At 68.7% G+C, this 15,092-nt stretch carries 12 protein-coding genes; 7 read left to right on the top strand and 5 right to left on the bottom strand.

Features of this window, described 5'->3' with window-relative positions; all coding sequences use genetic code 11:
- Positions 1 to 29 precede the first annotated feature (29 nt).
- Positions 30 to 671, bottom strand: coding sequence for a hypothetical protein (locus HNV26_RS34000; protein ID WP_171445050.1), 642 nt, complete (start codon positions 669 to 671; stop codon positions 30 to 32).
- A 12-nt stretch (positions 672 to 683) separates the two neighbouring features.
- The gene (locus HNV26_RS33995) at positions 684 to 1,283 is read right to left on the bottom strand and encodes a hypothetical protein (protein ID WP_171445051.1); all 600 of its coding nucleotides are present in this window, start codon (positions 1,281 to 1,283) and stop codon (positions 684 to 686) included.
- Between the two features lie 413 nt (positions 1,284 to 1,696).
- Between HNV26_RS33995 and groES the strand changes: the two genes are divergently transcribed.
- The 7 genes from groES (at position 1,697) to HNV26_RS33960 (ending at position 8,410) form a co-directional block, all read left to right on the top strand.
- Positions 1,697 to 1,987: a co-chaperone GroES gene (gene groES, locus HNV26_RS33990; protein ID WP_002640434.1), complete on the top strand. Its 291-nt coding sequence runs from the start codon at positions 1,697 to 1,699 to the stop codon at positions 1,985 to 1,987.
- A 38-nt stretch (positions 1,988 to 2,025) separates the two neighbouring features.
- The gene (gene groL, locus HNV26_RS33985; protein ID WP_171445052.1) at positions 2,026 to 3,675 is read left to right on the top strand and encodes a chaperonin GroEL; all 1,650 of its coding nucleotides are present in this window, start codon (positions 2,026 to 2,028) and stop codon (positions 3,673 to 3,675) included.
- 151 nt (positions 3,676 to 3,826) lie between these two features.
- Positions 3,827 to 4,084 (top strand): glutaredoxin 3, encoded by a 258-nt coding sequence (gene grxC, locus HNV26_RS33980; RefSeq protein WP_090493126.1) that lies wholly within the window; start codon positions 3,827 to 3,829, stop codon positions 4,082 to 4,084.
- Between the two features lie 98 nt (positions 4,085 to 4,182).
- Entirely contained in the window at positions 4,183 to 4,587 is a 405-nt protein-coding gene (locus HNV26_RS33975) for a hypothetical protein (protein WP_171445053.1), read from the top strand.
- Positions 4,588 to 4,674: 87 nt separating this feature from the next.
- The gene (locus HNV26_RS33970; protein WP_366817083.1) at positions 4,675 to 5,724 is read left to right on the top strand and encodes a hypothetical protein; all 1,050 of its coding nucleotides are present in this window, start codon (positions 4,675 to 4,677) and stop codon (positions 5,722 to 5,724) included.
- A gap of 71 nt (positions 5,725 to 5,795) precedes the next feature.
- A complete protein-coding gene (locus HNV26_RS33965) occupies positions 5,796 to 7,175 on the top strand; it encodes an FHA and sigma-54 interaction domain-containing protein (protein WP_171445055.1) in 1,380 nt (459 codons plus the stop codon).
- 41 nt (positions 7,176 to 7,216) lie between these two features.
- Positions 7,217 to 8,410 carry a hypothetical protein gene (locus HNV26_RS33960; RefSeq protein ID WP_171445056.1) on the top strand — a complete coding sequence of 398 codons (1,194 nt, stop codon included), beginning with the start codon at positions 7,217 to 7,219 and terminating at the stop codon, positions 8,408 to 8,410.
- A gap of 139 nt (positions 8,411 to 8,549) precedes the next feature.
- Here the strand turns inward: HNV26_RS33960 and smc are convergent, their stop codons facing one another.
- From smc to HNV26_RS33945, 3 genes are all read right to left on the bottom strand, one after another.
- Complete coding sequence (gene smc / locus HNV26_RS33955; protein WP_171445057.1) at positions 8,550 to 12,152, bottom strand: chromosome segregation protein SMC; 3,603 nt, start codon at positions 12,150 to 12,152, stop codon at positions 8,550 to 8,552.
- A 552-nt stretch (positions 12,153 to 12,704) separates the two neighbouring features.
- Positions 12,705 to 14,087, bottom strand: coding sequence for a hemolysin family protein (locus tag HNV26_RS33950; RefSeq protein WP_171445058.1), 1,383 nt, complete (start codon positions 14,085 to 14,087; stop codon positions 12,705 to 12,707).
- Positions 14,088 to 14,090: 3 nt separating this feature from the next.
- Positions 14,091 to 14,906 (bottom strand): tetratricopeptide repeat protein, encoded by an 816-nt coding sequence (locus HNV26_RS33945; protein ID WP_090493140.1) that lies wholly within the window; start codon positions 14,904 to 14,906, stop codon positions 14,091 to 14,093.
- Positions 14,907 to 15,092 lie beyond the last annotated feature (186 nt).

Raw genomic sequence — 15,092 nt, 5'->3', positions numbered from 1 at the left:
CACCCTACCCGATGCGGAAGGAAAGGTGCTCACCCGCCGTGCGCGAAATGGCGAAGCTTGGCCTCCGCCCCCAGCCGGTAGGCGTAACGCAGGTCCCCCAGCAGCCGGTCCAACCGCCGGGCGGCGACGTGCCCCATCAGCCGCGAGCAGAAGCGGCGTGACAGCCGGTTCGCCTCCTCGTAGCGCCACCGCTCCTGGACGGAGAGCTGCTTGCGGTAGGACACCCGGTCGAAGAGGCGCTGGAGCAGCTCCCGTGCCCAGGCCCCCACGCCTTCACCCCACCGGTGCAGCAGGCACACCGCGAACTTGTCCACCTCCGCCTGCGCCTCCAGCTCCAGCAGCGACACCGTCCGGCCGTGGGCCGCCGTGTGGGCCACGTAGAGGAAGTGGCTCACGCCTTCGGCCAGCTGGCAGTAACCGGCCAGGTCGCTGTCCAGCACGTAACCCAGCGGACCGGATTCGTAGGGCTTGAGCCTGTCGAGCAGCGCCGGTGACAGGTAGAGGGCCAGCTCCAGCGCGTCGCCCGCCTCGTGCACCAGCAGCTCCTCGTCGGCGCGGCCGGTGCCTCCCAGTCGGGCGGCGGCCTCCGTGTCCACCACGAAGACCTCCGCCCTTGCCTCGCACGTGAAGCCGTAGATGGCCTCCAGGTGGTCCTGAACGCGGCCAATCATCCCCACCTCCGGCTAGTTGGCGAGCTGCCCCTTGGGCCGAGGCATCATCCCCGCGTCGAGCAGCACGCGCTCCAGCCGGTCACTTCCGGTGCGGACCCACGCCTCATAGACTTGCAGCACGCCGCTGGGGCCTGCCCGCACCATGCCCCGCGCGGAGATCTCCTCCAGCACCTCCACCACCTTGCGGAACTTCTCGCACAGCTCCCGGTACACCTGCGCGAAGCCCGCCGCCGGTGACAGCTCCGCCACGTGGCCATACGCCGTGCCACCCATCTGGATGTAGTAGTCCGGCCCCACCACGCCGCCCTGCAGCGCGCCGGAGAAGAAGCCCACGGTGTACAGCGACACGTCGCCCAGCCGGCGCAGCGTGCGGATGCGCTCGGCCCGCTCCTGCTGCAAGGCCTGGTGGTAGAGGATGGCCAGGGGCTCGTGGTCCTTGCGCCCGTCCTCCTCGCGGGTGAACAGCTTGTCGGTGACGGCGAACTCGGACAGCAGGTTCACCAGGTAGAACTCCGTCACCTCCGCCAGTTCTACCCGCTGCCGCCCCGTGACCTCGCCCAGAAGAGACTTGAAGAACTCCTTCAGAGACAGGGACGCCACCAGTCCACTCATTGACACCTCCCGTCATTCCCCGGGCGGACGTCGCCCGGAGGAGACCTGGGAAGCGTAGCAATCGGGTGCGGGCGCGGCAAAAGCCACTCCCAGTGATTCCAGGTACTTGCGTTAGCACTCGCCTATCGCGAGTGCCAATCCAGCGCCCCACGGCAGCCCTCCGGGCGTGAAGCCACGGGTTGAGGACGTCACGGGAAAACCCCAGCAATGCCGCGCAGTTGGCACGTTCGGGAGCGGTCGGCCAGCGTCGCTTGACGGGTCGACTTCGGTGGTTATTATCCGCCGCGCCTGGGAGTTAGCACTCATGAGGTGCGAGTGCTAACGCCCATGGGTCGCGAGGCCCTTTTTCAACCCCAAGCAGCTTTCGGTTGCCAACGGAAACGGCGCCGGAAGCGATACGTAAGGAGCAGGCCATGAAGATTCGTCCCCTGCAGGATCGGCTCATCGTCAAGCGCGTCGCCGAGGAGAACAAGACCAAGGGCGGCCTCTTCATCCCCGACACGGCGAAGGAGAAGCCCCTCGAGGGCAAGGTCATCGCCGTGGGCAACGGCAAGGTGCAGGAGGACGGCAAGGTCCGTCCGCTGGACATCAAGGCCGGCGACACCATCCTGTTCAGCAAGTACGCGGGCACCGAGATCAAGCTCGACGGCGAGGAGCACCTCATCCTCCGTGAAGAGGATGTGCTCGGCGTCATCGAGAAGTAATCCGGATTCCCCCACTCTTCCTTCAAGGAACCATCCAAATGGCGAAGGACATTCTTTTCGACGTGCGCGCGCGTGAGGCCATCCTCCGCGGCGTCAACATCCTGGCCGATGCGGTCAAGGTCACCCTGGGCCCCAAGGGCCGCAACGTCGTCATCGAGAAGAGCTTCGGCTCCCCGACCATCACCAAGGACGGTGTGACGGTCGCCAAGGAGATCGAGCTCGAGAACAAGTTCGAGAACATGGGCGCGCAGATGGTCAAGGAGGTTGCCTCCAAGACGTCTGACGTCGCCGGTGACGGCACCACCACTGCCACCGTGCTGGCGCAGGCCATCTTCCGCGAGGGCGCGAAGCTGGTCGCCGCGGGCCACAACCCGATGGACATCAAGCGCGGCATCGACAAGGCCGTGGGCGCCATCGTCGCCGAGCTGAAGAAGCTGGCCAAGCCGACCAAGGACAAGAAGGAGATTGCCCAGGTCGGTACCATCTCCGCCAACGGTGATGAGACCATCGGCACCATCATCGCGGACGCGATGGAGAAGGTGGGCAAGGAAGGCGTCATCACCGTCGAAGAGGCCAAGGGCCTGGAGACGACGCTGGACGTGGTCGAAGGCATGCAGTTCGACCGCGGCTACCTGTCCCCGTACTTCGTGACGGACCCGGAGCGCATGGAGGCGGCGCTCAACGACGCGCTCATCCTCATCAACGAGAAGAAGATCTCCTCGATGAAGGACCTCCTGCCCATCCTGGAGCAGGTCGCCCGCGCCGGTAAGCCCCTGCTCATCATCGCCGAGGACATCGAGGGCGAGGCCCTGGCCACCCTGGTGGTCAACAAGATCCGCGGCGTGCTGAACGTGTGCGCGGTGAAGGCGCCGGGCTTCGGTGACCGCCGCAAGGCCATGCTCGAGGACATCGCCACCCTGACGGGCGGCAAGATGATCGCCGAGGACCTGGGCATCAAGCTGGACACCATCACGCTCCAGGACCTGGGCCGCGCGAAGCGCCTCACGGTGGACAAGGACAACACCACCATCGTGGACGGTGCTGGCAGCCAGCAGGAGATCGAGGCGCGCGTGAAGCAGATCCGCGCCCAGATCGAGGAGACCTCCAGCGACTACGACCGCGAGAAGCTCCAGGAGCGCCTGGCGAAGCTCGTGGGCGGCGTGGCCGTCATCAACGTCGGCGCGGCCACCGAGACGGAGATGAAGGAGAAGAAGGCCCGCGTCGAGGACGCGCTCAACGCGACCCGCGCGGCCGTGGAAGAGGGCGTCGTCCCTGGCGGCGGCGTGGCCTACATCCGCTGCCTCAAGGCGCTGGACGGCCTGCAGCTGACCGGCGGTGAGAAGTTCGGCGTGGACATCATCCGCCGCGCCGTCGAGGAGCCCCTCCGCCAGATCGTCGGCAACGGCGGCCTGGAGGGCAGCGTGGTGGTGAACAAGGTCAAGGAGTCCTCCGGTCCGTTCGGCTTCAACGCCGCCACGGGCACCTACGAGGACCTGCTGGCCGCCGGCGTCATCGACCCGGCCAAGGTCAGCCGCACCGCGCTGCAGAACGCGGCGTCCGTGTCCTCGCTGATGCTCACCACCGAGGCCATGGTGGCGGAGCGTCCGAAGGAGGAGAAGGACCTCCCCGCCGGCGGTGGCATGGGCGGGATGGGTGGCATGGGCGGTATGGGCGGCATGGGCATGTAGTGCGCCCCTCACCCCGGCATCCGTCCGGGGTGACGTCCTGAACGCGGCCTCCGGCTCCCTCATGGGGACCCGGGGGCCGTCGTCTTTGCGGGCTGGGTGGCGGCACGCCTTCCTGGCCCTTACTTTGGTGAATACGAGGGAGGAGACACCCGTGAAGCCCGTGAAGATTTTTACGACCACCTACTGTGGCTACTGCGTCCGCGCCAAGGACCTGCTCAAGCGCAAGGGCGTGGATTTCGAAGAGGTGGATGTCACCGGAGACGACGACCTGCGCGCGAAGCTCGTGGAGATGAGCGGTGGCCAGCGCACCGTGCCGCAAATCTTCATTGGCGACACGCACGTCGGCGGCTACTCCGACCTGTCCCGCCTGGACACCGAGGGCCGCCTGGAGCCGATGCTCCAGGCCTGAGCATCCCAGGCAGGCGGGCAGCCGCCCTCGCCAAGGCTCCCGGCTCGCCGTGCATAGCTTTCTCTCCGTGGCACTTCACTCATCCACGGGAGGGCGGCATGGCAGGCGAAGAGCGGCAGACGGGGACCCGGGACGAGCAGTACAACCTCATCAGCGTCCTGTACCACCTGCTCAAGGGTGCCTCGACCAGTGAGGCGTACATCCGGGATGCCGAGGAAAACGGCGACCCCGAGCTCGCCCAGTTCTTCCGCGACTGGCAGGAGGAGCAGCGAAACCTCGCCGAGCGGGCCAAGAATCTGCTCGGCGCCCGCATGGCGGGCGTCTCCAGGGCGGGCACCGGCCGCAAGCGCTCGGCCCAAGCGGGCAGGCGCGGCGCGGAGTCGGTGGAGAAGCAACCCACCAACGCGAGCGTCGCATCGGGCGGCAATGACACGACGCGCGACGCCGTGGACGAGGAGCTGCTGGAGACCTTTCCCGCAAGCGACCCGCCGGCCCGCTACTGAGGCCCCATCCGGATTCCTGCGTCCTTCCGCGAGGGAGTGACGCAGGACTCTGGATTCTGGCCGAACGTTCGTCTTGTATGGGGGGTCGTGAAGCACACCGTCCCCTTCCCTTGCCCGCGCCTGATGCTGCTCACGGTGGCCATCCTGGCCGCGGCCTGCCGGAGCACACCCGTCCAGGTGCGTGGCGCCGTGCCCGAATCGCTGGGCGCGTCCGCGGTGCTCGTCCAGCCCTTCAGCTTCCAATGGGCGGAGCCTGACTGGCGCGCCGTGGAGTTGTCACAGCGGCTGGTGAACGTGGCCCTGGCGCAGACAGGTGACGCGGCCCTCTTCTTCGGCCCCACCGAGCTGCAGATGACGCGGCCCGGTGAGGACGGCGGTAACGGGCTGACGCGCGCCGTGGTGGCGGCATTGGCCGCCTACGGCGTCCGGCCTGACGGGTTGGTGGTCCTCCGCCCCTCGGCGGAGAAACGCGTCCAGTCCGGTGAACGTGAACTGATTGACACCGAGGGCTACTCGGTGGGCCAGAGCGCCACCGAGGTGGTGATGTACGTGGGCCGTGTCGAGGTCCTCCACCCCGCCACGCAAGAGGTGGTGCTGGAGGTCTTCGGGGAGGCCACCGTGAATCCCTACGCAGACATCCTTGAGGAGGGCGCGGACCCTGCTCCCGAGCTGACGAGCCTCATGGAGGAGCTCACGCGCGAAGCACTCCGCGGCCTGTCGAGCCACCTGAAGCCACTCCGCGCGCCATCCCCCGCGCTGGCCACCTCCCTGGCGTGGGCGCCGTGGGACGTGCTCGACATGGCGGCGTGGATGCTCAAGGACAGCACAGTCCTGGAATTGCCGCCGGCTTTGCAAGATGCCGAGCAGGACCCGCGCAGCCTGCGCATGCAGCGCCTGCGCTTCGCCAACCCGGACGCGAACGCCGCGCTGCTGGAAACACTGGCGTGGCGCCCCGGCGGCCTCTATGTGCGCGCCGCACCCGAGGGCGCGAAGCTCTCCGTGGGGGACCTGGTGCTCACGCTCGACGGCCGCCCCGCACTTCCCCAGACACTTGCCCGCGCACGGCTGGCGCTCGTGCCAGTCGAAGCGCGCGTTCAACAACCCTCAGGCAGGATTGTTCCACTCGTACTGCCTTGAGTTTTCCCGATGTGAAGAGGCTCGCGTCGGGCTTGCCCGCCCATGCGACTCGCACCTAAAGAGGACCCGATATGGATAGGCCCGAGGTCACCCAGACCACTCAGACGGAGCAGGAAGGCCGCACCACCCGAATCCCCATCCCCGAATGGACGGTGGAGGTGGTTGCCGGACCTGACAAGGGCAAGAAGGTGAAGACGCAAGACGGCCTGGTCCGCGTGGGCTCCGACAGCGCCTGCGACCTGGTCCTCACCGACGCCACGGTGAGCCGCCGCCACCTGGAGGTGGAGCGCACCTCGCGCGGGCTGATGCTGCGCGACACCGGCAGCCGCAACGGCACCTTCCTGGACGGCCGGCAGGTGGTGCAGGCCTACCTGACCAGCGGCGACAAGGTCGAGCTGGGCAAGACGAAGCTCTCCGTGAAGGTCGCCCCGCGCCCCACCGAGGTGGAATTGGCGGGGGCGGAGTCCTTCGGCGCGCTGGTGGGCGCCTCGGAGAAGATGCGCTGGGTCTTCACGGAGCTGCGCCGCATCGCGCGCGAGGACATGAGCCTGCTCGTGGAGGGTGAGACGGGCACCGGCAAGGAGCTGGCGGCGCGCGCGGTGCACCAGCACTCGGCGCGGCGCCACGGCCCCTTCAAGGTCGTGGACTGCAACCTCATCTCCGAGGAGAAGGCCGAGCGCGAGCTCTTCGGTGGCCTGCGCGCGGGTGACGGCGAGGACCGCGAGGCGCGGGGCGTCTTCGAGGCGGCCCGGGGCGGCACCCTGTTCATGGACGAGGTGGGCGAGCTGCCGCTGCCCGTGCAGGGCAAGCTGCTGCGCGTGCTGGAGACGCGCGAGGTGCCGTCGCTGGACGGCCAGCCGGTGGCGGTGGACGTGCGCGTCATCGCCTCCACGCACCGGAACCTGGAAGAGGACGTGCGCCAGGGCCGCTTCCGCGCGGACCTGTACTTCCGGCTCGCGGTGGCGCGCGTGCGCCTGCCGCCCCTGCGCACCCGGCGGGACGATCTGCCCGCGCTGGCCCAGGCCCTGGCCCACACGCTGCGCGCCAGCATCACCCTCACGCCCCAGACGCTGGCCCTCTTCGAGGGCTATGAGTGGCCGGGCAACGTGCGCGAGCTGCGCAACGTGCTGGAGCGCGGCGCCCTCATGGAGGAGACGGGCAACAGCAGCTGGCTGGACTTCCTCGCCCAGCCCTCCCGGCGCGCGGAGGGACAGCCCCCCACCACCCACGTGGCCACGCTGGTGGGCACCCTGCCCTACCACGAGGCCAAGGACAGGGTGCTGGCCGACTTCGAGCGCCTGTATTTCGCCGAGGTCATGAAAACCGTGGGTTTCGACATGAAGGCCGCGGAGCAGCGCACCGGCCTGTCCATGCAGAGCCTTTATCGCCTTTTGAAAAAGAACGGGCTTCGGCTCAAGGACCTCAAGAACGCCGAGGGCCTGGAGAAGTAAAGAAGTCCGCAAGCAGGTCCACCTCTAGGGAGAACAACCGCATGTTGCGTCGTGTTGCCGTAGCCTCCGTCGTCTTCACTGCCGCTTGCGCCGGCCAGCAGAAGCCCGCAGCCCAGGCCGGACAGCCCACGTCGACCGAGGAGCGTGTCCGCATCACCAACCAGCCCCCGTTCGACCTGGTGAATTGCTTCCCGCGCGAGCTCCAGCTCCCGGAGCAGGCGAGCCAGGGCGTCGTGCTGGGCGCGCTGCTCACCACGCGTCCCCAGGTGATGGAGTGCCTGGTGGACCCGAAGCACCGGGGCGCGGAGAAGAGCACCACGGTGGAGGTCAAGACGACCGTCACGGACCAGGGCGCCTCGCACGCCGTTACCGGGACGAACCTCACCCCGGAAGGCCAGGCCTGCATCCAGAAGGTGGTGGACACCCAGGTGAAGCTGTCCGCGCTGCCCAAGGGCGCGCAGCCGGTGGAGGCGGCCATCCCCTTCGAGCACACCACCAGCGGCCTCAACTCCGTCACCTTCAACATCAACGAGGGCTCGGACTTCACCGGCGCGGTGCGCCTGGCGCAGCCGACCTGGTGTGAGTGCTACGCCAACTTCAAGGAGCAGGTCCCGCCGCCGCTGACGGCGAAGATCAAGCTGCTGAAGACGCAGCCCACCCCGGCCGAGGTCACCTTCGCGCCCTCCGGCAACACCGAGGCGGACCAGCTGGCCGCCTGCCTCCAGCCGAAGATTGCCGCGCTGCCGGCGAAGCTGACCTCCGACGAGCTGGGCTTCTCCTACCGCTTCGTCCACTTCGATTCGTCCGCCCCGGACGCCGCGTCGGCCGCCCTGCCGCCCGAGCTGCGCTTCCTCCAGCTGGACCTCAACCGCACCCAGCGCGCGGCGGACTCGGCCATCGCCGATGGCGCCCGCACCCCGGCGGCCCTGGCCTACGCCGAGGTCGTGGACCGCTACCAGAAGACCAAGAACTGGCGCCTGTTCGACGAGATGGCCAGCAAGTGCGACGCGCTGGTGAAGGCGGACGCGGACGTCCTCGAGTCCATCAAGGCCCGCCAGGCCACGGACCAGGCCGCGCTGGCGCTGGCCACGGAGATGGCGGCGAAGGACGCGGAGAACTGGGGTGACGTCGTCACCGCCACCCAGAAGAACGTCGACGAGTCCGTGAAGGAACTGGCCGACGCGGAGAAGATGGCCGCGCAGGACAAGGCCGCCTGCCCGAAGAAGAAGTTCTAGGAGTCCCCGCCCCACGGCGGAAAACACGAAGGCGCGGGAGCCCGGAAGCCGGGGCCCGCGCCTTCTGTGTTTCCGAAGGGGAAACCGTCGCCGCGGGGCGGACACCGGAGGCCCGGTGCCCTGCCCGCCCGGGACGGGCCTACGCCGCCGTCACCTTGTCGTCGTTGGCCGCGCCCGCCTCGCGCATGCGCACGCTGACGAGCTTGGAGATGCCCGGCTCCTCCATGGTGACGCCATAGAGGGTGTTGGAGACCTCCATGGTCCGCTTGTTGTGGGTGATGAGGATGAACTGCGACTGCTTGCTCATCTCCTTCACCATGTCGTTGTAGCGGCCCACGTTGCCCTCATCCAACGGCGCGTCGACCTCGTCGAGGAGGCAGAAGGGCGTCGGCTTGATGAGGAAGATGCCGAAGATGAGGCCCACGGCGGTGAGGGCCTTCTCGCCACCCGACAGCAGGTTGACGCTCTGCAGCTTCTTGCCGGGCGGCTGGGCGACGATTTCCACGCCCGGCTCCCCACCCGGCCCCTCGTTGGTGAGGATGAGGCTGGCCCGGCCACCGCCGAACAGGCGCGGGAAGATGGCCTGGAACTTCTCGTTCACCACGTCGAAGGTCTGCTTGAAGCGCTCGCGGCTGGTGGCGTCGATGCGCTGGATGGCCTCCTTCAGCTGCTCGATGGAGGACTGCAGGTCCTTCTTCTGCGCGGTGAGGAAGTCGTAGCGCTTGGACAGCTCCGCGTGCTCGTCGATGGCTGTGAGGTTGATCTCCCCCATCTTCTCCACCTGCGCGCGCAGGTCCTTCAGCTCCGCCTCCGTCTCCGGGGCCAGCGCGGCCAGCATGTGGTACTTGTGCAGCTCGTTCGCCAGCTCCACCTGGTGCCGCTCGCGGATGCCCGCGGCCAGGTGCTCCAGCTCCAGGGCGATTTCGCGCTCCCGCAGCGAGATTTGAGACAGGCCCTGCATCAGCTCGTCCACGCGGCCGCGCAGCTCGCGGAACGTCGCGTCCTGCTCACGCACCTCCGCGGAGGCCGCGGTGTGCGCCGCGCGGCGCGCCTCCAGCCCCTCCGCGGCGAGCCGGTGCTCCTCGGCGCGCTGGGACAGGCCACCCTCGGTGTCCATCGTGCGCCGCGCCAGCTCCTCGACGCGCGCCCCACCCTCCACCACCGTGGCCTGGAGCCGGGTGATGCGCGTCTCCATGTCCTGACGCTGGGAGACGAGGCTGTCCAGCTCCTTGCGGGCCGACTCGCCACGCTCACTGCCAGCGGCCACCTTGATGCGCAGGCCCGTCAGCTCGCCGTTGGCCGTCTCCGCGCGCAGGCGCAGCGACTCCTGTTCGGACACCAGCTGCTTCACCCGCTCCTCGCGGCCTTCGCGGTCCGCCTGGCCGTGCGCCACCTCGCCGCGGCTCGCCTCCTCCTCGTGCTCCAGGGCCTGGTGGCTCTGGGTGAGCTGCCCCTCCTCCACCTCCAGGGCACGCACCCGCTCGCGCACGCGGGCCAGGTCCTCGCCCGCCTTGTGCAGGTCCTTCTCCTGGCTGGCGAGGTTCAGCTCCTCGGCGTGCTGATTCTTCGCCAGCCCCTTGAGGACACCCTCCGCGTGCCCCATCTGCTTCTGGAGCGTGTAGTGCCGGGTGAGAATCTCGTTGTAGCGCTCCTCCACGCGGGCCACCTCGGTGGCCAGCTCGGCGATTTCGCGCTTCTTCTGGAGCGCGCCCACCGCCGCGCCCTCGCTCTCACCGCCGACGATGGTGCCGTCCGGGCGGAACACCTCGCCCTCCACCGTCACCAGCGTGCATTTCGGGCCGCCCGACTCGGTCCACGCGCGCGCGGTGGCCACGTCCTGGACGATGACGACGTCCCCCAGCAGCAACTGGACGAGCGGCGTCAGCGCCTCCTCACACGTCACCTCGCGCACGGCATGCGCGAGCACGCCGGGCTGGCTGAAGTCCGGCTCCAGCGGGGCCGGCAGCGCGTCCAGCGCGGGCACCGGGAGGAAGCTGCCCCGGCCCTCGGCGTGGCCCTTGAGGTAGTCCACCAGCTCCACGCCCTTGTCGCGGCTCTCGACGATGACGTGCTGGAGCCGCTCCCCCAGGGCGGCCTCCACCGCGCGCTCGTAGCGCGGGGTGACGTTGATGACGTCCGCCACCAGGCCGAAGATGCCCTGCTCGCGGGCCTGCACGCCGGCGCGCGTCATCACGGCGCGCACGCCGCGGTCGAAGCCGTCGTAGTTCTTCTGGATGTCTTCCAGCGTGGAGAGGCGGCTGCGCTTGTCGCTCAGCTCCTCCCGCAGCGCGATGACCTCGATTTCGTTCTCCGTGAAGGCCGCGCGGGTGCGGGTGAGCGCGTCCTCTTCCTGGCCCTTTCGCTCGGCCAGCTCCGCGGCGAGGTGCCGGGTGTCCTCCACCCGCTTCGCCACGTCGCCCCGGACGTTCTCCAGCGTCTGCTCCTGGGCGCGCAGGGTCTCCAACTCGCCCTGGAGCTTCGCGCGGCGGGCGCCCAGATCCCCCCGCTGGCGGGCGAGGTTGACCAGGTTGCTCTCATGGTTGGCCAGGCGCGTGGCCACGGCCACCAGGCCGGCGCGCTCCTGCTCCAGGCGCAGCGCCACCTCCGTCTGGAGCTGGGACACGCGGCGCAGTTCCTCCTGCGCCACCTGCATCGCGACCTCGTCCTCCTTCCACGAGCCGGCGATGCCCGACAGCTCCGCCTCGCGGGCGGCCATGGCCTCGGACATCTCCGCCTTGCGCGCCAGGAGCCCGTCCAGCTCCACCTGGGCGGCGGCCACGCGGGCCCGCGTCTCCTCCAGGTCGCGCTTGCCGTAGGTCATCTCCTGCGTGTCGCGCTGCAGGGAGCTCTCCAGCGTGTGCACCTCCGCGGCCAGCGCCTGGAGCGCGGCGGTCTCCGCCTCCAGCTCCGCGCGGCGCCGGGTGATGGTCTCCTCCAGCTCCTTCACCCGGTCCAGGCTCTCCCGCTCCTCCGAGCCCAGGTTCTCCAGCCGCGACTGGAGCATCTTCTTCTCCGCCATCAGCTCCAGCTGGCGGTGCGTGGCCGCGTGCAGGTCGATGTCCCGCATGCGCGCCTTGAGCTTCTTGTACTTCTCCGCCTTCTTCACCTGGCGCGACAGCGCCTCGAGCCGCTTCTCCAACTCGTTGGTGATGTCGGTGACGCGCAGCAGGTTGGCGTCGGTCGCCTCCATCTTGCGCTCGGCGGCCTTGCGGCGGGCCTTGTACTTGGTGACGCCCGCGGCCTCCTCCAGCAGGTGGCGCCGGTCCTCCGGCTTGCTGGACACGATGAGGCCCACGCGGCCCTGCTCGATGATGGAGTACGCCTTCGTGCCAACGCCCGTACCGAGGAACAACTCGGTGATGTCCAGCAGGCGGCACAGCGTCTTGTTGATGAGGTACTCGGAGTCGCCGTTGCGGAACAGGCGCCGCGTCACCGTCACTTCGGAGAAGCCCTGGTACTGGGGCGCGAGCTGGTCCGTGTCATCCACGATGAACGTGAGCGACACCTCCGCCATGGACAGCGGCGGCTTGTTCTCCGAGCCGTTGAAGATGACGTCCTCCATGCCGCGGCCACGGAGGTTCTTCGCGCTCTGCTCACCCATCACCCAGCGGATGGCGTCCACGACGTTGGACTTGCCGCAGCCGTTGGGCCCGACGATGCCCGTCACGCCTTCGTCGAACGTGAAGACGCTCCGTTCCATGAAGGACTTGAAGCCGGTGATGTCCAACCGCTTGATTCGCATGCCAGCGGGCTCCTAGAGCGGGCTCGGTACGAGGAGAAAATCGCGCGCGAGGCCGAAAAATCGGCCTCGGAGCGTTCAGCAGAAAGGAGTACCAGCCACCTTCCGGGCGATCAAGCATGGCCATGCCACGCATCGCCATACGTTCGGTTGCCTGGTCTGCGACAGAGCAGACGTGCTCTGTAGCTGTAGCGCGCGCACTGCGAGGCGGCGGCGTATGCACCGCGCTTCTACGCTCCCATGACGTCCTCCCGCCGGTGTGGCTGCTTCAGCCCTGTTGAGTCCTGTTGCGCCACGCGAGCGCGTGACCTTCCGCGGGACGTAGCATTCCGGTCTGACATGCCCCCGGTAGCCGCTGGGTTCCTGCGGCACGGCCCCACCCGAGCCCACACGAGCGCCGCTCGTGCCCACCTGACAGGCAGGCGTGCCGACGCGGTGCGGGAGGGCATCACGCGCGCATCATGGCCAGGGGGATGGTGAGACAGAACCGCCGCGTCGTGAAGCGCGGGTCGCCCGCAGCGAAGAAGCCCCGGCCAGGGACCCGCGACGACGGGCTCAGGACTCGTTCGAGCCGCTCGGGGGCGGCTCACCGGAGCCGTCCGACACGGTGCGCGCGGGCGCCGACCGCGACTGCGGCTCCACGGTGACACGCACCACGCGTGGCCCTTCCACCGCGTCCACGACGATGCGCCACATGTCGAGCCGCAGCGTGTCCCCCTTCACGGGAACACGGCCCAGCCGCGTCATGAGGTAGCCGGCGATGGTCGTCACTTCGCCCTCTTCGTCCTCATCCAGGTCGAAGCTGACGTCCAGCCGCTCCTCCAGGTCATCGAGCTGCGCGGTGCCCGGCAGCTCGAAGCGGCCGCCAGGCAGCGCGCGGACCTCGTCCATGCGGCGGCCCAGCTCCGCGACGTCGCCCACCACCTCCGCCACCACGTCGGCAATCGTCACCAGCCCGGACGTGCCGCCGTGCTCGTCCACCACCAGCGCCGTCTGCCGGCGCCGGCGCCGGAACTCCGCCAGCAGCTGCTCCAGCGTGGCGCCCTCGGGGATGAACAGCACCGGCCGCTGCACCTGCGCCAGGCTGCGCAGCTCGCCCCGGGACAGCAGGAAGAAGAGGTCCTTGGCGTTCACCACGCCCTCGACCTCATCGAGGTTGCCCCGGCACACCGGCAGCCACGTGTGGCCCGCCGCGCGAGCATCCGCGATGCACTTCTCCAGCGGCTCTTCCACGTCCAGGAACTTCACCTGGTTGCGCGGAACCATCACCTGCCGCGCCGTCTTCTGCGCCATCTCCAGCGCGCGCTCCAGCAGCTCCGCGCGCGCCGTCGTAATCGCGCCGGCCTGTGCCGAGCTGTGGAGGATGACCAGCAGCTCATCCTCGCTGTGCGCCTCGTGCGCATCCCCCACCGCCTGGAGGCCGAAGACGCGCAGCACCCACGCCGCCAGCCCGTTGAGCAGGACGATGGCTGGATAGAACAGGATGTAGAACACCCGCATGGGCAGCGCCACCGCGAGCGTCGTGTCCTCGGGCCGCTGAATCGCCAGGCTCTTGGGCGCCAGCTCACCGAGGACGATGTGCAGGAAGGTGATGATGCTGAAGCCAATCACCACCGCCGCGGAGTGGGCCAACGTGGTGGCGGCGCCCTCCGGCACCAGCTGCACCAGCACCGGCTCCAACAAACGCGCGAAGGCTGGTTCACCCAGCCAGCCCAGGCCCAGGGAGGCCAGGGTGATGCCGAACTGCGTGGCGGAGAGGTACGCGTCCAGCTTCTCCACCATCTTCATGGCCGTGGGCGCGCCCGGCGCACCTTCGTCCACCAGCGCCTGGAGCCGCGTGGCGCGAATCTTCACGATGGCGAACTCGGTCGCCACGAAGAAGCCGTTGGCGAATACGAGGAGGATCGCCAACCCCAGGAACAACCATTCGTTGCCCATGACTCAGAACAAGGCTTCGAAGTCCGGGTCACCCTTGAGGGCGTCGAACATGGGGTCGGTGGACAACCACCCCATCACCTTCGGCCGGTCCGCGGTGAGCGACTTCTGCAGGTACTGCACGGCGTCCTTGGGACGCCCCCACAGCGCGAACAGGGCGGACAGGTTGTAGTTGAGCAGCAGGTCTTCCGGATTGAGCGCCCGCGCCCGCTCATAGGCGCGCTCCGCCTCCGCGTAGAAGCCCTTCTGCGCGTAGCAGATGCCCAAATCCAGCTGCGCCTCGAAGTTGTCCGGCTCCAAGCGAACCACTTCCTTCAGCTGGGTGATGGCGGAGCGGTAGTCGCCCTCGTCCATCATCAGCGCGGCCAGCTCGTGACGGGGGAAGGCATCCTGGGGGTCCAGCTCGATGGCCGTCTGGAGCTCGCGCATCGCCTCCTCCACGCGGCCCTGGTCCGCGTAGGTGAGGCCCAGGTTGAGGTGGGCGTCCGGATACTCCGGATCCAACTCGATGGCTTCCTTGTACTCCTCCACCGCCATCTCCCCCGCGTGGGTGGAGAGGAAGCAGGCCAGGTTGTAGTGCGCCGTGGCGCTCTCCGGCTCCAGCTTCAGGGCGGTGAGGTACTCCGACAGGGCCTCGCGGAAGAGCTTCTTCTCCGCGTAGACGGTCGCCAGGTTGTCGTGGGCGTGCGCGGAGCTCGGGTCGAGATCAATGGCCTTCTTGAACTCCTTGATGGCCTCGTCGAGCCAACCCCGGTCCGCCAGCTCGATTCCACGAGTGTTGTGCTCGTCGGAGAGAGCGATGTTGTCCTTTTCGCGGGCCATGAGCGCGCGGGCAATCTACGCGCCGCGCTCCAAGAGGTGCAAGGTAGAGTTTCCCCTCGCCCATGCGCCACGTCGCCCTGCTGCTGCTCCTGTTGTCCGCCTGTCACCCCCGCGCCGTCCCCCCGCCGGAGCCGCTTCCGCCGGAGGAGCCCGCCGGACAGTCCCCCGCCCCCGGGGATGCGGGCC

The sequence above is a fragment of the Myxococcus xanthus genome, from assembly GCF_013116825.1.
GTDB classification, from domain to species: Bacteria; Myxococcota; Myxococcia; order Myxococcales; family Myxococcaceae; genus Myxococcus; species Myxococcus xanthus_B.
This window is presented reverse-complemented; position numbering and strand designations above follow the sequence as displayed.